Here is a 19,651-nt window from a genome sequence, read left to right on the forward strand (position 1 = left end):
ACATTTTATGAGAATATTCTAAGGTACCATAGATGCTTGCGTAATTGTTTGAAATATCAAACGACTTGTATTTTCCTCTGGTTTTTGTTTTTCCGGATCATATAAATCACAATTAGTAAAATAAACCAAACAGGTGTTACGAACAAAGCAATACGAGTATCCTCCGCTAGTCCTAGCACGACAAGAACGAACGCTAGGAACACAAGGATTAAGTAATTTGAAAACGGGTGAAGCGGCATTTTAAATTTATTCGCTTTCGCAAGTTCTGGTTTCGTTTTGCGATATATCAAATGGCAGATGACTGTAACGCCCCAAATATAGATAAAGCATACTGTAGAAATACTTGTAATTAGTGTAAATACACCTTCTGGCATTACATAGTTCAAAACAACGGCGATTAGAATGACAATAGTTGAAAAGAACAATGCATTGGAAGGGACTTTATTGGTAGTCAGTTTTGTAAATGGTACAGGTGCATTATTATCTTTGGCAAGTGAGTAAATCATCCGGCTTGTACTGAACACGGCGCTATTACATGCCGAAGCGGCGGATGTTAAGACAACAAAATTGACGATACCAGCAGCTGCAACAATACCTACTGCAACGAAGACCTGGACAAACGGGCTTTCCAGTGGGTTAATAGCGTTCCACGGATAAATACTCATAATAACAATAAGAGCGCCAATATAAAATATCAAAATCCGAATAGGAATATTATTAATGGCTCTCGGGATCACTTTTTCCGGGTTTTCTGTTTCACCTGCTGTCAGGCCCACTAGTTCAATGCCGACAAACGCAAATACAACCATCTGGAATGAAAGAATAAAGCCATTAATACCATTAGGGAACATACCACCATTGCTCCATAGATTAGTAAAACTAGCTGGGCCAGCATCGGTAGAAAAGCCCTTGAAGATCATGAAAACACCAATAACAATAAGTGCTAGAATCGCGATGATTTTAATTAATGCAAACCAGAATTCCATTTCGCCAAAAAGTTTTACAGTTGCAAGGTTCATAAATAGCAAAATGACAAGCGCAATTAAACCTGGCATCCACTGCGGTACGTTCGGAAACCAAAACTGCGTATAAAGACCAACTGCGGTTAAATCGGCCATTGCAATTGAAATCCAGCAGAACCAATAGGTCCATCCGGTAACAAACGCCGCCATATTCCCCATATAGTCTTGTACAAAGTCAACAAATGAATTATAGTTCAAATTGGTTAAAAGTAGTTCTCCAAGTGCGCGCATGATTAAAAAGCAAATTATTCCTGTAATCAAATATGCAAATAAAATTGACGGCCCTGCTAAATGAATGGATTTTCCTGCCCCAAGGAATAATCCGGTACCGATTGCCCCCCCAATGGCAATTAGCTGTACGTGCCTGTTTTTTAGACCCCTTGACAATTCTTGTTCTTGCATGACATTTCCCACTCTCTGCTTTTTCTAGGATGTTTGAATTGTGAATGTTTTAAGTATCAAACAATTGCAAAATAATATCCTAATGAAAGTTTAACATAATAATACTCAATTCGACAATAGGAAAACGCTTACAATTCTCAAAAAAAAGAATAATCAATATGTAGCGGACAATAACTTTTTATCCGAACTATCCAACGAACCCCAGCAAGTCTCCAACAAAGAGTAAAGTCTCCAATCAAACCATCAAAGCGTCCAATTAAATCTAGAAAGTCTCCAACGAACCCCGACGAGTGTCCAACCAACTCGGAAAAGCATTCAAAAAACAGGGAAGTCTCCAACCAAACTATCAAAGTGTCCATCGAACCACAGCAAGTCTCCAACAAAAAAAGCCCTATCTCTCAAAACATGAGAAACGGGGCTTCCATAAACTTCTTTATCAAACTGTTGCATTCAGACCCATTCTTGCTTCAGAACGGCTCATTCTCTTCTCGAGTTTAAACAAGATAAATTCACAGATGAGGCAAAGGATCCAATAGATAATGGATGCGACTAAATACATTTCGATGAAACGGTATCCATCGTTCGCAATAATTTTGGAAATGGCTAACACTTCTACAACCTTTACAGCGAATGCTAAAGAGGTTGCTTTAATGAGCCCGATAAATACGTTTCCTAGATTAGGCAATGCGATTAATAACGCTTGCGGTAAAATGATTCGTGTTAAACCTTGTCTCGTTGTCATCCCAACCGAATAGGCGGCTTCCATTTGTCCTGCATTTGTGGCATTAATGGACGAACGGAAGATTTCTGCCTGATAAGCGGCTGTGTTTATCGTATAAGCAACAAGTGCGTATAGCAGTGGCGGAATTTCATCAGCATCTATTTGTAAACCCAGGCGTGGGTTCAAGTAATCGATGAGTACGGGGACACCGTAGAAAAAGACATATAGCTGAACAATCAAGGGCGTTCCTCGAATGAACGAGATATACAAAATGGATAACTGATTTAATACAGGTATTTTATATATTCTGCAAAGAGCAATGAGTAAACCAAAAATGAGCCCGAAAAGCATCGCGACAATGGCTATCGTTATTGTCCAAGGTACTCCTTTTAACACTGCGGGTACTTGCTCTAACGCAAATTTAAAATCTACAATAGCCATAATTTATCACTATCCTCAACAAGTTATTACTTCGATAGACCAACATGCCCTTTCTTGAAGACTTTTTCAGCATAGCCGACAAGACTTTCAATAATTATGCAAGTTGCCCAGTAAACAAGCGAAATCACAACGTAAATTTGAAACATGCCGATTCCGTGATTATTGCCTAAAATGATTCGAACTTGCCCCATAATATCAATGATGCCGATCGTAAAGGCGAGAGATGTGTCTTTCAATAATTCGATAATGTTGTTTCCTAAGTTAGGCAATGAAATCAGAAAGGCTTGCGGCAGTATAATTCTTCGTAACGCTTGTGAATAGCTCATTCCAACACTATAGGCTGCTTCGAATTGGTCCTTTCCAACGGCTAAATAGGCTGAACGGATAACCTCTGACATAAATGCACCTGTATGAAATGAGAAGGCCATAATGGCAAAGAACAGCCGATCCCAATGATTAATATCTACATTAATAACAAGTAGTAATTGGGGGAGTCCAAAATAGACTAGAAACAGTTGTACCAACAAAGGTGTACTTCTTGTGAATGATAAATATAATGTTGCAATTCCATAGAGAAACCGATACTTCTGAATTCGTATAATCGCAATACCTAAACCTATGAGTAACGCGAAGAATAAGGATATTACTGTCATCAGTAGTGTTAGCGGGAGTTTATCCAGTACTCTAAAGAATATGTCAATCCAGTCTTGCAAACTCGAGCTCATCTTTCACACCACCTAAGAAATATGTGAAAACACCGAATTGGCGTTTTTGAACCAATGCGATTTTCATTATTTTTTGTAGCTAAAGCCTTTTTCATTGATGTAGTCTAGGTCTTGGAAGAAGTCTGTTGAAAACCATTTTTCGGATAGTTTCGCTAGTGTTCCGTCATCGGTCAATTCGATCGTAATTGCGTCGATTTGATCGGCTAATTCGGTGTTGTCTTTATTAAATACAACAAAGACAGGTTCTTTTGAAACGATTCCAGCTACTTTTAAATCCAAGTTAAGCGTTTCTTGAACAGCATCAAATGTCGATTTGTTGAGGAAAATCGCATCTGCTTTTCCTTCGTCAACGCGCTTTAAGTTATCTGCGTTTGATGGGTGTTCCATGCTTTCAATTGTTAAAGGATTATCAGGATTACTTGTGTTGTATCCATTTAATATAGAACGAAGTCCGCCGCCAGCTGACATAGGCGTGAACTTTTTACCAACCATGTCATCTAATGTTTTTATATCATCTCTGTCTGTTTTCGTAATAAGTGACGTTAGAGAGTAGCCATATTCCGTTTTTGGATAATGAAATTTCTCTTCTCTATCTGGATTTTTGAAAAACCAGTTAATCGCCATGTCAACTTTACCAGTATCAAGGCCCACTAAATTCGATTCTTCTTCACCGAAGATGTATTCGAATTTGTAGTCCGGTAATCTTTTTTCAACTTCTGCTAAATAGTCCATGTCGTAGCCAATCGGGTTGTTTTCATCGTCTGTGTATAGGAAGGGAGGATTGACATCATCGCTTAATGCGACTTTAATGACCTTTTTTCCGTCTTCCGTTGTTGTACTTCTTTCATTTGAACAACTTGCGAGAATAGCAAGGAACATCGTTACTCCCAATAGTACTAGCCATTTACGTTTCATGTGTATGCCTTCTTTCTTCTTAAATTTCATATTCTGGTTCCGGTGTAAGTCTTTTCAAAAATTGTTTTGTGCGATCGTGTTTTGGATGGACCAATACATCTTTCGGTGTACCTTGTTCAACTACAAGCCCGTCCGCCATGAAAATAACTTCTGTAGCCACATCTCGGGCAAAGTCAATTTCATGTGTTACAATTATCATCGTAATTCCTTCATCCGCAATTTTCTTTATAATAGAAAGAACTTCTCCAACCATTTCGGGATCGAGTGCAGATGTTGGTTCGTCGAATAATAATACAGAAGGCTTCAATGCCAGTGCGCGAGCAATTCCTACGCGCTGTTGCTGTCCGCCTGAAAGTTGCGTTGGGTAGTCATTTGCTTTATCTTCAAGACCCACTTTTTGAAGAAGTTCCATGCTAATCTGACGTGCCTCATCTACGTTGATTTTCTTCGCAACGAGAAGGCCTTCCATAATGTTTTCAATCACAGTTTTATTTTTAAATAAATTATAATGTTGAAAAACCATAGCCGTTTTTCTTCTTAACGTTAGGATGTTTTTTTTCGTTGCACTTTTTTCATCTATGGAAAAATCATCGATTGAAATGCTACCTTCATCAGGTTTTTCTAAGTAATTTATGCAACGAAGGAGGGTTGTTTTACCAGATCCACTTGGCCCGACAATCACCAAGACATCTCCTTTGTTCACAGTTACATCAATGCCATGAAGCATCGGATTCTTATTGAAACTCTTTTTAATATTTTTTAATGTTATCAATTTCCCACCCCTCCTTACATGTAATGAATGCATCATAACAGTACATACAATAGCATAAGTATTCCTAGTTGTAAAGTAGACATTGTGCAGATATACTAGTTATGTTGAAAAAAGAATCCCAATGAATCCGCTGTTTCTTTTAAGGCGCAGACGTACTACTTACGTTATAGATTTAACAAACTAATAAGGAAGTGTCCTATATGTCGAAAAAGGTATTTATTGAAAATGCATTTCAAAAAGAATGGCTTGAAAAACTCATGAACCATGAGGAAGCTTTTAAAAGTCATTCGAAAGAAAACGATGAACAGACTCGATTTCCGAAAGAAAATATAAAAGCACTTGTTGACCTCGGTTATACGAAACTAACGTTACCGAAAGAATATGGCGGCGAGGGTATCAGCGTACGTGACATGGTTTTATTCCAAGAAACGATTGCAAGTTTTGACGGAGCTACAGGGTTAGCAATTGGGTGGCACCAAGGTGTTGTCGGAGAATTATATGAGAACAAATCATGGAGTGAAGATCTATTAACTTCATTTGCACAAGAGGTTTTGGACGGGGCATTAGTGAATCGTGCAGTGAGTGAAGCCCAAACGGGGAGCCCAACTCGTGGTGGACGTCCTGGAACGAATGCCGTAAAACAAGATGGTAAATGGGTGATTACGGGTCAAAAAAACTTTACGACGATGTCACCCGTGTTAACACATTTTCTAGTGTCTGCATGGATTGAAGAGAAAGAGGGCATCGGTTTCTTCTTAGTTGAACGAGATTCAAAAGGTTTGTCCATCAAAGAAACATGGGACGTTGTGGCGATGAGGGGAACAGAAAGCCATGACTTAGTGCTAGACAACGTTGAAGTTTCGGAAGACAAATTTGTCGAATTCAATCAAGGTCCTAGGGGCAATACGTTGAACCCATGGATTCTGCACATTCCCGCTTGTTACCTCGGCATTGCACAAGCAGCTCGCGACTATGCGGTGAAATTTGCAGTCGAATACTCTCCGAATAGTTTACAAGGGTCAATTAGTCAATTGCCAAATGTCCAGAGTTTAATTGGTCAAATGGACTTAGAACTGATGAAAGCAAGACACTTCCTTTACAGCGTGGCAGATGCTGTAGATAATGACGCACGTCGCGAACAACTAACAAATGAACTGGCCGCTGCCAAACACATCGTGACAAATTCAGCAATTACAATTGTTGATAAAGCGATGCGCTTAGTCGGAGCGAAAAGTCTTCAAATGTCCAACCCATTGCAAAGGTATTATCGTGATGTACGAGCGGGTCTACATAATCCACCAATGGACGATATGACAATATCTAAATTAGCTCAAACGGCAATCAAAGAAGCCGAGTCGAAGTAAGATTTCGTGTATTAATAAAAAGACAGCAGCTTTTTTCATACAGGCTGCTGTCTTTTATTGTGGAATTTTAGTGCTTGGAACTTTTTAAAAGGTGTGCGAGGCCTTTTAAAATAATTGCAAGCGCAAACAAGACAACCACTACGATAACGACAATAACCCCAATGAGCGTTAAAGTAATTGGTCCACCGAGTAATCCCGGTACGAGGAAAATCAGTCCTAGAATCGCATAAGCTGCTAAAATACAATAGAGAAATAGTGATACATCACTTTTAAAACTTGGCATAGTTAAACACCCCCTTTACGCTACTATATGTGCGACGCTTCGCGGGAGTGTTAGGGTGAGTATGTCTGTGAAAATAGGTAGATTGTTGTTTTTCCTGGGCACACTGCTAGTTCTACATCCACATCTACTTCATGTGCATTCTGTTATTAAGGATATATAGTAAATGAATTAAATGGTACAGTAGTAATGAAAAATAGCATTATAGTTTACTAGTGAACCACAACGTCATTCACTCAACCTATATAAGCTAAAAGGAGAGCTACATATTGCGATGAAAGTTTCACTGAAATCCTTAATCCTCCTCGTGGCACTACTGTCAGTTGGACTTACACTTTTTAGTAGTATTACATCAGGGTATCTAGTCAATCAGCAGACACTGGTTGAAAATACATTGGAAACAAACCGAGTGTACACCCAGAAACTTGCGAGCACCACTGATAACTTTTTTAAAACGACGCTTCAAGAATTGGCCTATAGTGCAAAAGATGTCTCTGGTTTCTTTGAGCAAAGCGATTCTGAGTTACTCTTATTTAATGAAGCAAAGCGTTTATTTGAGCGAAATAAAACGTTTAATTCTGTCGTTATCGCGTCTGCGTCGGGTGAGGTTATTGCAAATTCACCCCAGAGCATACAGTTAAAAGGAAGGCAATTGGACACGGTTGGTGCACAGCAGGCATTGACAGAAAGAAATCCACTTATCTCAAAGCCTTATCTGTCAATAACGAAACGTCTAATTGTTTTTATCTCACAACCCATTTTTGATGACGAAGGAAATTACCTTGGTTTTATCGGTGGATCGATTTATTTACTCGAGAAAAATATTTTGAATGATATACTGGGAGAACACTTTTATGAGGACGGTTCCTATGTCTATGTTGTGGATGAAGAAGGACGAATTCTCTATCACCCCATCATTGAAAGAATAGGGAATACTGTTCCAGGAAATCCAGTCATAGAGGATATTATGAGTGGAAATAGCGGTGCCCAAAGACTTGTAAACTCGAATGGGATTGATATGCTTGCGGGTTACGCATATACGCCTACGACGAAATGGGGAATTGTTTCGCAACGGCCGACGGAAGCTGCATTGTTATCGTCTAAAGACCTGAGAAATCAAATGATCCTTAAAACGATGCCGTTTCTCTTGCTGTCGCTCCTAATTCTTATATTCATCTCCGGTCGAATTGCGGGTCCCTTACAACGATTAGCGCAATACGCAGAATCGAGCACAGATAAGAAAAGCTATACAGAAATGAAAAACGTGCATGCGTGGTATTATGAAGCAATTCAATTGGAGAATGCACTTGTTAAAAGTTTCTCTTTTTTTGAAGATAAAGTGAACTTCTTTAGCCACCAGTCAACAACGGATCCGTTGACAGGGTTGGTAAATCGAAGGACGATGGACGAGCATACGGAGAAATGGATGGAAGAGGAAACGCCGTATTCAATTATCTTGTTTGACATTGACCGGTTTAAACAGGTCAATGATACATTTGGCCATGCAGTGGGAGATGAAGTTCTACAATTTGTAGCGGATGAAATGAGAACCGTTTCGCCAGCGAATGGTATTTGTTGCAGGTATGGCGGTGAGGAATTCATTTTACTGATGCCTGAAACACCTATGTTGGAAGCTTTTGAAGTCGCCGAACGACTGCGGAAAAAGTTAGAAAAAACGGTGAGTCCAAATGGCGAAATAGTCACGATTTCAGCAGGCATTGCAAGTTTCCCGGAATGCGGAAATCACAGTAAAGAATTAATCCAAATTGCGGATAAATGCATGTATGAAGCAAAAAGTACCGGTAGAAACAAAAGCATCATGGCAATGCATCACACGGATAAAATGTAAATCGTTCGTTTCTAAAAAGGAACCAACCTAGGCTATACTATTAATAAGGAAAGGAAGTTATTTAAATGACACTTAAGCAAAAACTGAAGGATTCGATGAAGGAAGCTATGAAAGCCAAGAACAAAGAAGAACTAACAAGCATTCGTTTGGTATTAAGCACGATTCAAAAAAAGGAAATCGATAAAAACGACGGCAATGAGCTTACTGACGAAGAAGTGATGCAAATCATCCAAACAGAAATCAAGCAATCCCAAGAGTCCCTAATGTACGCGAAGCAATCCGACAAAAGCGAAATGGTCACCAATCTTGAAAACCGCATACAAATGCTCACATCATATCTACCCGAGCAACTCAGCGAAGATGAAGTCAAATCAATCGTAAAAAACATCATCGAAACAAATGGTTTCTCCGGCAAGCAAGACATGGGCAAGGTAATGGGCCTCGCCATGTCAGAACTAAAAGGCAAAACAGAAGGCGCTTTGATTAGTAAAGTTGTTAAAGAGTTGCTATAACATTGAAAAGCGGAAGGTGCCGCCTAGCTCCGACAGGCATAAGACGATTTACGGAGAGGGCGTTCTTCAGCCCTCGCAGTAAAGCGACTTATGACCCGAGGAGTTGGCACCAGCAGCTGGATCACAAAAAAAGCGGAAATTTACCGGATAAACATTCGGTGGATTTTCGCTTTTTTTATTCAGGGCGTTGATTTGGTGTATTTTACACACGTCTGGTATATGAAAGCCCTTAACGTCAATCAAAGAAGTTAAGGGCTTTCATATATTTTCTGAATTTATGTAATATAGTGAAAACAATGGTATAGTAGATAACTAGGGAGGAAACTTCTGGAAAAAGTAACGTTTAAAGAGTTGCATAGAATTTATCAAATTACTGGGGGGATTTTTATGAAAATCACAGTTGTAGGAGCAGGACATGGTGGAACAACAATCGCTGCTGATTTGAAACGTAAGGGTCATCTAGTCACTTTGTTAAAGACTTCAAAGAGTTTGCATAACGACAATTTTGATTACCTAACGAATCATAAAGGTCAAATCACTATTGTGGATGGTAAGGAAGAAAATACAGTCCATCTAGATGTAGTGACGACGGATGTTGAAGTGGCAATCAAAAATGCTGAAATGATTATTATTTATGTCCAAACAAATTACCATGAACAAGTTATTAAGCGTATAATACCTTTCATGAATGAAGACCAAATCGTGTTGCTGGAGCCAGGTTATTTATCAACAGCATATTTCTTGAAACATGAAAAGAAAAAGCGATTTACAATTGTTGAAGCACAAAGCTCACCAATTGACTGTAGAATTATTGAACCTGGTAAAGTAAAGATTTTGTTTAAAAATGTTAGAAATCCAATTGCAATTTATACGGAAAAAGACAAAATAGTTATTCAAGAAAAGTTAGATACGCTACACTATCATTTTGTTTACCTCAATTCAGTCATCGAAGCTGCTCTCCACAACCCCAATTTAATTGTCCATACGATCGGAGGGATTATGAGTATTCCTCGAATTGAATATACGGAAGGCGATTATTGGATGTACAAAGAAGTGTTCACACCCCACGTCTGGAATATGGTAGAAAGCCTTGATAATGAAAAAATGGATGTGCTGGAGAAGGTAGGGGCGGAACGATTGCCTTACGTGGAAGCCTGCAAATTCCGTAATTTTGAAGATCGAACAATCGATGCGAAAGAAGCATTTTTAACATATGCTAAAAACAGTTCACCAGAAGGTCCATTTGTAGCGGATTCAAGATTTATTACGGAAGACGTTCCTGAAGGTCTCGTATTGTTGGAATCTTTGGGGCAGATGTTAGACGTCAAAACGCCTACGTGCACAGGTTTGATCAACATCGCGTCTGCTGCTCTTGCGACGGACTTTAGGGAGAATGCGAGGACTGTCGAATTACTAGGTAAAGAAAACATAGAGAAGATAATCGGCACGCTTGCTGTGTCAGTAGGTTGAAAAAGAACCTATGTATTTAAATTGATTTGCATGTTCAATACAAAAGCCTTCCACAGAATCAATGGATTCTGTGGAAGGCTTTTGTCTATCTATATACAAAACCGTTTTACAATTTCTCGAATGCCTGAACTGCTGCTTCAGCAACTTTGACATCATTCGCCACAGCACTGCCGCTTGCACCTACTGCGCCTACAACTTTTCCGTCTTTCATCAATGGGAAACCGCCGCCAAAAATGACCAAACGGCCGTTATTTGTAGTGTTCAAACCGTAGAGTTCAGCTGCAGGGACAGTTGCCTGTTCCAAATTGCTCGTTGGCATTTTTAATGCGACGGATGTCCACGCTTTGTTTTGTGAGATGTCGATGCTGGCAATCCATGCGTCGTCCATGCGATGAACGGCTATCAAGTTACCGCCCTCATCCACTACAGAAATGACCATAGCCACTCCTAAATTGGTTGCTTCTTGCTCTGCCGCTTCAATTAGTTTTTTCGCTGTTTCCAATGTTAATTTTCCCATGTAAACTGCACCTCTTTCAATCGATTTGTAGTTAATGGACCCATTTGCTGTCACCTAGATTGCCCACTCAGTCTAACAAAGTCAAGCGGAAATTTCAGATATCTGAGCGCTGTACCTTTCAGAAATATTCCTCAAATATAAAATTCTTAAATTGTCTAATTTGCTTGTAGCCTTCTCCTTTACGATCTACATTGACTTCTGAATGTTCCATATGTATAATACCAAGTAAACAGGTATACTTAATGTGGTTTATAAAATAGAGGAAGTAGGTTGATTCTATGAATAAAACAATTTCAATTTATGCGAATAAATTACAACTTTCCGGAGTGCTTCATCTCCCAGAGAATGTCCATCATAGAAAAGTTCCACTTATTGTTTTACTACACGGATTTGTTGGGAGCAAAGTGGGCGAACATCGTTTATTTGTAAAAGCGGCCAGGTATTTCACGGCTAGGGGGTATGGTGTATTTCGTTTTGACTTTAGCGGTTGTGGGGAAAGTGACGGCGATTATGGAGATGTCACGGTCACGAAGCAGTTGAGCGAGGTCCAAGCTGTACTCCGTTATGTGTCGACTATTAAAGAAGTAGATGCAAACAATATTATTATGATTGGCCACAGCCTTGGGGGTGCTGTGGCTTCGATAATCGCTTCTCTAGACCGTCGCATACGCAGGCTTATTTTATGGTCGCCAGTGGGTAGACCGTATGAAGATATTTCGCAAATTTTGGGTGAACGTGCAATTAAAACTGCAGACACAAATGGGGGAGTTGACTATCATGGTTTTTACGTGAGTCAGGCATTTTTAACTGATTTGAAAAATCATCATCCTCTTGAATCCGTTCGTTCTTTTAAAGAGGCGGCATTGGTCATTCATGCAAAAAGTGACGAGGACATTCCGAAAGAACATACTGCCCGTTATTTCGCTTCATTGCAACAACGACCTATCCAAAAACCAATAAACACACATTATATCGAAGGTGCGGATCATACCTTTTCAAGCTACACTTACGAAAATGAATTATTTCAGACTTCTTTTGACTGGCTTGAAGAGCTCAAGGAGCATCCTCGGAGAATAAACACGATGGTGAAATTACATGCTTCTCACGATAAGGAAGCACTAGCACCTGTATTGGCAAAACAACAGTAGGTTGATCAACACAATTGTGTAATACCTAATCAATGCTAGTCAAATTTCGCTTACAATATACGGGAAAATTGGAGAGACACAGGAGCCTATCCTGGTGTCTCTCCAATTTTTTACCCTTTTAAGATAAAGTCATTTACAAATGTGTGTTACTGGATGCGACAAGTTATGTGTTTATTTAAACTTTTCAAAATAAAAGAAGGTATATTGATTTATTTGTCGAAACTGCACTGTATGGTCTGAATGTTCATGATATGATATAACTAGTTTTATTGGTAATTGATCCATTTAAGTTAGAAAAAGTACTATAGGTAATGAATAGTACTAGTCGAAATTACACACGGTTAAATGGAAGCGATTACATCTCGTGCTATTTTATTTGTTGAAAAAGTAGAGTTAAATGAGAATTATGGATTGCGTAGCTAATTCGTAGAGGGGGTGAGAAAAGTTAGGAAGAAAAGCATAAGGAGTATAAAGGGGAATTATTCCATTCTGTAACTAGTATACTCTTTTTAAATAAAAATATACTATATTTGATACGGGGGAAGAGAAATGGGGAAACTTACTGACTATGTGATGGATTATAATACGATTTTATTTTTACCAAAGACAAATGAGTTTGGCGAACTATATACATTCGTTTTAAATGATACGTCATCATTTGACATAGAGGCTGGGCCGACTGAACTTATCGATTTTAACTTAAGGTACTACGGGTCTAGTCTAAAAGGTGCACGAGAAGGCGCGAATATGATTTTAGGGGATGGCAGAATGTATCCCGTTATTATAAACGAAAAACTCGACCTCTATTGGTTTCCAAGCAAATCACCAGCAAAAGAAGACTGCATCTGGTTTGCGCTGCATCATATTAAGAAGACCATTAAGCTGTCAAATGTACGCACAAAGGTAATCATGGGTAATGGTACTATTATCATTGTCGAGATGAGTAAAGCATCGTTTGATAAAAAAATACAGAAAGCTTACAATCTAAAGGGATTGATTGAGGCCAGAACGAAGACCACATTAAAGACGACAGAGAAGAGTGCACCGACGAACGCCAACGAAACCAAAGGGATTTACATCATTTCAAAGGTAGAGAAAGGAAAAAACTTTGAAATAATTTCAATACAAGCGCAATACGATTATGGAAAAGATGACTAGTTTGTTGTTCTATTGTTCGACATGCTTCTCGCAAGCTCGACCATTTTCAAGAGAATTATAATTCAGAGTGTGGATTTGTAGAACGCTTGGTACTTTGGGGATGCCTTTCGCCCTGAGCCTGGATTGGCGCTTCGCATCCAGTCTCAGGGCTTCGGCTACCCCTTTGCCGCGCCTGCGCTGGGGTGTACAATATCGATAGAGATTTAATTCAGAGTGTACATTTTAGATCGCTTTGCGCTTTGGGGATGCCTTTCGCCCTGAGCCTGGATTAACGCTACGCATCCAGTCTCATGGCTTCGGCTACCCCTTGTCGCGCCGGCGCTGGGGTGTACCATTATTGATAGTAATTCTGAGATGTATGCACTGAGATTATAATGTGATTACTATTTGATTCTAATTTCATTGAAGAACGACGCACTAAATATTGCAAGCCTAATCCCGAATAACGAAATGAGCTTTCTTATATAGACTATCCAGCGAAGGCGCGACTTCGTGGTAGTCGGAGCGGGCTCAATGGGATATTTTATTTCAACATATTTACTAGGGAAAAAGGGGTACACGATTTGAAAAAGAATAAATGGTTACTATTATCCATAGCGTTAAATATAGGAATCCTTGCCGTATTTCTAGTTGCTACCAACAAAGACCCACAATCGACCGGCAATGGACATACCACGGCCAAGACGAAGTACAATGAGCGGGTTTCCTTATTCGAACAAGTAGAAACCCAAAATGTAGATGCTGTTTTTGTAGGGGACAGCATAACTGAAAGAAGCCTATGGAACGAACTCTTTCCCGGGAAATTGATTGTTAATCGGGGAATTGAAAGAGATACGACGAAGGGTTTACTCAAGAGGCTAGACGGTATCATTGATTTGAAGCCAAAACAAATTTTCTTACTGATTGGTGTAAATGACCTGATTTATGATAAGAAAACAAAAGACACGATTGAGAATTACGAACAAATTATTTTGAAATTACAGGAACAAGCTCCCGACGCTAAGCTATTCATACAAAGTATTTTACCCGTTAAAGAAGGTACACGTGATTTGGGAAACAAAACGATTAATGCATTAAATGAACAAATTCAAGCGTTGGCAGCTACTCATCAAGTTGCATACATAGACATCCACCATAAATTTAAAAATGAAAGCGGCGTGCTGGAGCCTACATACACTGAAGATGGACTCCATTTAAATGGTAAAGCCTACATGGTTTGGGCAGATGAAATCAGAGGCTATATCGAATGACTTTACGCTCTTTGGACAGCCTGAAAGGCCACCATTAAAAGGCAGTTCCAGGAACACAAAAAGCCGAGAAGGCGTTTGCATCGCTTTCTCGGCTCTTTCGCTTTTCATGTGATCGAGCTGCAGGCGCCAACTCCTCGGAGGCTCACAGGATGTGAGTTACACAGCGGGGAAGATTGAACTGTATCCTTCCTTATTGCCGCAGGACGCGGTTTACTTAGGCTGTGATCCTTGAAAGTCGTTTCGGCTATGCAACTTTTTGATTACGATTCTATTTCTTGATATCTATTGATTAATACATCCAATTCTTGACTGCATGCGACCACAAGAGGGTGCGTATATCCAAAGGTTTTTGCTCTTCTATACATGACTTTTCTCTTGATTCCGATCTGAAGCAACAACGTTTTTTCATCAAAAAGCCTTTTCACAAATATTCCTCCATATAAGATATTCGGTTTCAAATTATACGGTCTATATCTAGTAGGTTCAGAAGCAACTAGTACACGGCAAAGAACGCCGCTCCGCCGACCCATCTTATGCCTGTCGGAGTTGAACGGCGCCTTTCGCTTTTCATGAAGTAAATATTCTAATGGCGTCTACGATGCTGTAGATACCGAGACCTGTACATGTTAGTGCGACGAGACCGCCGATGATATTTACTTTGACTGAGTTAGTAAATTCACCGAGGCGTTTTTTGTTATTCATAATAATTAATAGCATAATCGTAATGACTGGCAGTAAAATACCGTTTAGGGCCTGTGCGAAGAGCAAGACATCCAGTGGTTCGAAGCCGAGTCCAGATGAAAAAATACCGATGACCATAACGACAACAAATACAGCTTTGAATCGTTTGTCTTTCATTCCGCCTTTCCATTTCAAGACACTACCGATTGTAATTGCTGCCCCTAATGGCGAAGCGATAGCAGAAGAGAACCCCGCCGCAAACAACCCGATACTAATGAATACTTTTGACCATGATCCAAAAATAGGCTCAAGTTGTATTGCTAAATCGGCAATACTGTTGACTTCCGTTCCGCGAATCATAGCACCTGCTGTAATTAAAATAGCTGCAGTAATCAGACCACCCACACTAATAGAGATGATTGTATCCCAGCGGGCTTCTTTTAAATCAGATGGTTTACTCCAACGTTCCTGCACCATTGTTGAGTGAATGAAGAAGTTATAAGGGACAACTGTTGTCCCGATTAACGCAATGATCATAATGATTGATCCCGAGGGAATCGTAGGGATGAATGCCCCTTGAAATACTTCTCCCAGATCTGGTTTTGCGACAATCATCGTCGTGATAAATGTAATACTCATAATGGCGATGAGAACAATCATTACGCGCTCAATCAGTTTATAGCTGCCACTCAAGCCGAGTATTAATATGATGACACCAATAATCGGTCCAAGCACATTTGGTGAGGTGCCTGTGAGTGTTGAAACCCCGAGTGACGTACCGAGAAGGTCGCCGGCGATGTAAGCTGAGCAGCCGACACTAATTGCAATCATAACAAGCCACATTGAACCGTATTTTAAAATTGGATTGGCAAACTGCTCACTAATCGCTTCTCCTAGCCCTTTTTGCGTTATGATTCCAAGACGAGCCGCCATTTCTTGTAAAACAATTGTAGCGATTATGGAAAAAACGACCGCCCATAAAATTGCATAACCGAAGGATGCGCCTGCACGTGTTGCAGTTGTTACTGTACCTGGTCCAATAAAGGAGGCAGTAATAATAGCGCCTGGTCCAATAATTTTTAACCTATCTTTCAAGGATTTTCTCCCAGATGTTTGTTTCTTTCCTTCGTCGAGTATGGCCATAGCCTTTACACCATCCTTTTCTACAAGCGATTTATAGCTCAGTTAAATCAGAATATTCAATCTAATTTGGGTAAAAAACCCTGGAAATCATGAAGATGGACGAGCGATTTCCAGGTAATTGTATATTGTCTGCTTCGAGACTCCGAGCACTTCTGCTATCCGATCAGCTGAACCTTGAATGAGGAATGTACCTCTTTCTTCTAATTGATGGACGAAATGGATTTTGTCTTTTCGTGTCATGTTTGAAATAGGAATCGCAATTTCCAATAATACGTCATTGATTATACTTTCAAAAACTTCTTCAATGTTTTGTGCATATGATTCATTCATATGGGATTCAGGCTGATTCACATCGATTGTTGTTGAAAAGTCTTTAATAATCTGGTTGACCATTGAGAAGGCGGTAATGTCAAAGTTGATGCCTAAAAAGCCAATCACTTTTCCATTTTCATCACGAATGAATGAAGTAGATGTTTTAAGGGACTTTCCATCTTGAGTCCTCGTTGTAAACCCGAGCATATCCTTTACTGAATCGCCATGCATCTGCAATTCTTTTAAAATAACTTCGGTTGTTGGCGCACCGATTGTTCTTCCTGTTACGGAACCTTTGATATAGATTAGCGACGATTGAACGTTCTCCAAGTCATGAATAACGACTTCGCAATTGCTACCAAACGTTGCGGCAATCATATCTGCTACAGGAATATAAGTTAGCAGGACGTCTCGATTTTCACGATTCTTGTTGGTCATCGTTTCACCCGTTTCCTAAGTATTGGACGCGACATTCATCGCGTCCAATCAAACTCATAATTATTTTTTGCTGGCAATGTGCCCAGCAAGTGCATATAAAATGATTGAAGATGCGAAATGGGCTGAATTTTGGTTTGCATCTTGTTGCGGATAAATTTCCACGAAGTCCATACCGACAACGCCTTGCTTACAAATTTCATGAACGAGCGTCAGCAATTCGTAAGATGTCAGTCCGTTTCCGTCAACTGGACCTCCTGGATTAAAGGCAAAGTCTAAAACATCGCTACAAATACTCAAATATACGCAGTCCACATCAACGCTTGCCATTGCATGTAGTTCAGCGCCAAGTTGTTTTAAGTCTTTATGGCCACGGATGTCGTTAATCGTCACCGTTACTGCACCTGCATCTTTAGCGTTGCGTCCAGATTGTGGTTCGTTTCTTGGCCCGTGAATACCTGTATGGATTATGCTTTCATTTCGTACGCCTTCCTGCTCATACAATCTTGCGAAAGGGCTGCATCGCGCATACTGATCGCCGTTATGAGAAGGGAGGTTGTCATAATGTGCATCAAGATGAATAATGCCAACCTTTTTGCCTTGTTCTGTGAGCGCTTTCACGATTGGGAATGTAATACCATGATCTCCGCCAAGTCCGATTAGGAATTTACCGCTTTTCCATAGCTCACTTGTGAAGTTTGTGATTCTTTTCATTGTTTCATCTACATCAGCAGGTAAGACATCTACATCACCGATATCACCGAGTTTAATATGTTCAAAAACGTCGACATGATCTAGCTCTGGTAAATAGCCGCTATATCTTGCAGATGTAAGACGCATTACTTTCGGTCCGAGTTCACAACCTGTGTAATCACCCCACGTAACAGCACCCTCCCAAGGTACACCGTAAACAACAGCGTCGATTCCGTCTGTATTTTTATCGGCAGATATATTTTTAGCACCTAGGAAGCAAGGTGTATTTCCATAAATGTTTGTAGTCATAAGTTTTCAATTCCTCTCAAGTGTATTAATTGTTGCAATGTTCTAATTGAATAATAGAGTCATTTTTATAAAAAGTCAATACGCTTTTAAAAAAATTAAAATTAAGAGTGGAATTGAATACTAAAAAGAGTAGACATGTATGTTAAATGTCTACTCTTTTTAGTGCTTAATAATATGTAGCATAGCAGACGGGTCATGCACTGTAACTTCTTTAACTGGACCGAGGAACATCTAAGCTTGATCACCCATGATGTATATTTTGGGAATTGGATGCTTCTCCGTAGGTTTCGTAACCCGCATGTATCTAACATTGAAAAACAGAAAGAGTTCAATCAAATCGCCATTCAGTTCATCAAAGAACAACAGCTAATTTCGTATACATTGCTCGTTGAAAAATGTCCTCACTCTGCATAACGCCCCCATTGAATACCAACCAAAGATTCATTTAAAGCTGTTTTTTGTGTATTGACTGACCTCCCGTTAATCCGCGCGTGTTATGATGTAAGTATAGATTTAAGGGAGGAACCGCTGTGGATAAGAAAGAAAAACAGTTATTTGCGCATTATTATTCAAAGTTTGCTGAAAGACGTTTTGATGAGAAGGACTTTTATGCTTTTATGATGCTCGTAAATGATGAAGCACAAGGTATAGATAGCATTAAAAAACTTAGTGATTTTATGGCAGAACGAGAAAAGAGTATGGGGTACGTAAGTGAGTATCTCGAAGAGTGCAAGCATATTATTAATAACGTGGGCAATGGCATCAAAACCAAGAAGATTGAAGACGTCTTTTCATTTAAAGAAATTAGAAACGGCTTTAATACGTTGTTTCAACAAAATGGCTATGACAAATTATCAAATGAACTCATTAATGATTTCATTCTATGCACGATATCATTATTACAGGATATTAAATTAGTTTCAGGTTCATTGAATAAACAGATAGGGCATCTCAGTTTTGCCGTATCCAGTAAGGATATATTTTTGATGGGCAATACAAAAATGTTAAGCAAGGGCAGCTATGTACCTGTGACTTTTCAGGTTTTGTCCGCAAAGAATAGTTACGAAGCCGTAACTCCCCAAGACAAAAACGATACCCCGTATCTTTTCAATGAAGAGCTCATCGAGGTTGTCAATATTGACGGAGAAATGATTATTACGTTTCCTGAAATCGTTACGTGAGTGCAATGTGAAATCAGACAGTTATATGCTGTCTGATTTTTTTTTTGTAAAATACCAATCCGAGCTGAAGCGAGTAGGGTAAAAGTGGCGCGGTTTCTTATCGACCATTATCGGTTCGCTTTGGACAAAGTTAAAGTACATCAAAACAAGCGCTTAGATTAGTGACTTCGTCGCTCCCTTATAATGACCAAAGTAAAAATGCGCTTACCTTTTATAATAAAAGAATAGAATCTTCTCTATCAATTTTCAAAGCGCAGAAACGTCTATTATGGAATCAGTCACTAATAACGGGATTTTTTTATCTCACATAACTAGTAAAATGTGCATGGATATTAGTCGATATATAGATTA

Annotated in this window: 19 protein-coding genes; 8 read left to right on the top strand and 11 right to left on the bottom strand. The window is 39.5% G+C overall.

The features are described from left to right. Window positions 1–56 precede the first annotated feature (56 nt). The 5 genes from AC25Y6_RS13295 to AC25Y6_RS13315 form a co-directional block, all read right to left on the bottom strand. Window positions 57–1,424, bottom strand: coding sequence for an amino acid permease (locus AC25Y6_RS13295; protein ID WP_488143362.1), 1,368 nt, complete (start codon window positions 1,422–1,424; stop codon window positions 57–59). A 436-nt stretch (window positions 1,425–1,860) separates the two neighbouring features. Beyond that, on the bottom strand, window positions 1,861–2,586 hold the full coding sequence (locus AC25Y6_RS13300) for an amino acid ABC transporter permease (RefSeq protein WP_482102151.1): 726 nt from the start codon (window positions 2,584–2,586) through the stop codon (window positions 1,861–1,863). 26 nt (window positions 2,587–2,612) lie between these two features. Further along, window positions 2,613–3,311: an amino acid ABC transporter permease gene (locus AC25Y6_RS13305; protein ID WP_482104062.1), complete on the bottom strand. Its 699-nt coding sequence runs from the start codon at window positions 3,309–3,311 to the stop codon at window positions 2,613–2,615. A 66-nt stretch (window positions 3,312–3,377) separates the two neighbouring features. Continuing rightward, on the bottom strand, window positions 3,378–4,226 hold the full coding sequence (locus tag AC25Y6_RS13310) for a transporter substrate-binding domain-containing protein (protein WP_488143363.1): 849 nt from the start codon (window positions 4,224–4,226) through the stop codon (window positions 3,378–3,380). Between the two features lie 19 nt (window positions 4,227–4,245). Then, window positions 4,246–4,998: an amino acid ABC transporter ATP-binding protein gene (locus AC25Y6_RS13315; RefSeq protein ID WP_488143364.1), complete on the bottom strand. Its 753-nt coding sequence runs from the start codon at window positions 4,996–4,998 to the stop codon at window positions 4,246–4,248. Window positions 4,999–5,198: 200 nt separating this feature from the next. On the opposite strand from AC25Y6_RS13315, the gene AC25Y6_RS13320 reads away from it, so the two are divergent. Further along, entirely contained in the window at window positions 5,199–6,362 is a 1,164-nt protein-coding gene (locus AC25Y6_RS13320) for an acyl-CoA dehydrogenase family protein (protein ID WP_488143365.1), read from the top strand. 67 nt (window positions 6,363–6,429) lie between these two features. On the opposite strand, the gene AC25Y6_RS13325 is transcribed toward AC25Y6_RS13320, so the two are convergent. Further along, complete coding sequence (locus AC25Y6_RS13325; protein WP_488143366.1) at window positions 6,430–6,645, bottom strand: hypothetical protein; 216 nt, start codon at window positions 6,643–6,645, stop codon at window positions 6,430–6,432. A gap of 271 nt (window positions 6,646–6,916) precedes the next feature. Between AC25Y6_RS13325 and AC25Y6_RS13330 the strand changes: the two genes are divergently transcribed. The 3 genes from AC25Y6_RS13330 to AC25Y6_RS13340 all read left to right on the top strand — a co-directional run bounded on the left by AC25Y6_RS13330 (window position 6,917) and on the right by AC25Y6_RS13340 (window position 10,473). After that, a complete protein-coding gene (locus tag AC25Y6_RS13330; protein WP_488143367.1) occupies window positions 6,917–8,491 on the top strand; it encodes a sensor domain-containing diguanylate cyclase in 1,575 nt (524 codons plus the stop codon). A 65-nt stretch (window positions 8,492–8,556) separates the two neighbouring features. Then, the gene (locus tag AC25Y6_RS13335; protein WP_488143368.1) at window positions 8,557–9,003 is read left to right on the top strand and encodes a GatB/YqeY domain-containing protein; all 447 of its coding nucleotides are present in this window, start codon (window positions 8,557–8,559) and stop codon (window positions 9,001–9,003) included. 387 nt (window positions 9,004–9,390) lie between these two features. Beyond that, window positions 9,391–10,473 (top strand): NAD/NADP octopine/nopaline dehydrogenase family protein, encoded by a 1,083-nt coding sequence (locus AC25Y6_RS13340; protein WP_488143369.1) that lies wholly within the window; start codon window positions 9,391–9,393, stop codon window positions 10,471–10,473. Window positions 10,474–10,579: 106 nt separating this feature from the next. Here AC25Y6_RS13340 and AC25Y6_RS13345 read toward each other — a convergent pair whose 3' ends face one another. After that, window positions 10,580–10,990: a GlcG/HbpS family heme-binding protein gene (locus AC25Y6_RS13345; protein WP_482102142.1), complete on the bottom strand. Its 411-nt coding sequence runs from the start codon at window positions 10,988–10,990 to the stop codon at window positions 10,580–10,582. 278 nt (window positions 10,991–11,268) lie between these two features. Between AC25Y6_RS13345 and AC25Y6_RS13350 the strand changes: the two genes are divergently transcribed. The 3 genes from AC25Y6_RS13350 to AC25Y6_RS13360 all read left to right on the top strand — a co-directional run bounded on the left by AC25Y6_RS13350 (window position 11,269) and on the right by AC25Y6_RS13360 (window position 14,546). Further along, window positions 11,269–12,138 (top strand): alpha/beta hydrolase family protein, encoded by an 870-nt coding sequence (locus AC25Y6_RS13350; RefSeq protein WP_488143370.1) that lies wholly within the window; start codon window positions 11,269–11,271, stop codon window positions 12,136–12,138. A gap of 549 nt (window positions 12,139–12,687) precedes the next feature. Next, on the top strand, window positions 12,688–13,296 hold the full coding sequence (locus tag AC25Y6_RS13355; protein ID WP_482104052.1) for a competence protein ComK: 609 nt from the start codon (window positions 12,688–12,690) through the stop codon (window positions 13,294–13,296). A 563-nt stretch (window positions 13,297–13,859) separates the two neighbouring features. Continuing rightward, window positions 13,860–14,546 carry a GDSL-type esterase/lipase family protein gene (locus tag AC25Y6_RS13360; protein WP_488143371.1) on the top strand — a complete coding sequence of 229 codons (687 nt, stop codon included), beginning with the start codon at window positions 13,860–13,862 and terminating at the stop codon, window positions 14,544–14,546. A 260-nt stretch (window positions 14,547–14,806) separates the two neighbouring features. On the opposite strand, the gene AC25Y6_RS13365 is transcribed toward AC25Y6_RS13360, so the two are convergent. From AC25Y6_RS13365 to AC25Y6_RS13380, 4 genes are all read right to left on the bottom strand, one after another. Then, entirely contained in the window at window positions 14,807–14,971 is a 165-nt protein-coding gene (locus AC25Y6_RS13365; protein ID WP_488143372.1) for a Spo0E family sporulation regulatory protein-aspartic acid phosphatase, read from the bottom strand. Window positions 14,972–15,113: 142 nt separating this feature from the next. Continuing rightward, complete coding sequence (locus tag AC25Y6_RS13370) at window positions 15,114–16,370, bottom strand: Nramp family divalent metal transporter (protein ID WP_488143373.1); 1,257 nt, start codon at window positions 16,368–16,370, stop codon at window positions 15,114–15,116. Window positions 16,371–16,457: 87 nt separating this feature from the next. Continuing rightward, window positions 16,458–17,120, bottom strand: coding sequence for a helix-turn-helix transcriptional regulator (locus tag AC25Y6_RS13375; RefSeq protein WP_488143374.1), 663 nt, complete (start codon window positions 17,118–17,120; stop codon window positions 16,458–16,460). Window positions 17,121–17,180: 60 nt separating this feature from the next. Continuing rightward, on the bottom strand, window positions 17,181–18,119 hold the full coding sequence (locus AC25Y6_RS13380; protein WP_488143375.1) for an agmatinase family protein: 939 nt from the start codon (window positions 18,117–18,119) through the stop codon (window positions 17,181–17,183). A gap of 530 nt (window positions 18,120–18,649) precedes the next feature. Here AC25Y6_RS13380 and AC25Y6_RS13385 point away from each other — a divergent pair. Next, window positions 18,650–19,300, top strand: a complete 651-nt coding sequence (locus AC25Y6_RS13385; RefSeq protein WP_488143376.1) for a hypothetical protein — start codon at window positions 18,650–18,652, stop codon at window positions 19,298–19,300. Window positions 19,301–19,651: the final 351 nt, after the last annotated feature.

Source organism: Sporosarcina sp. Y1004 (assembly GCF_057669665.1).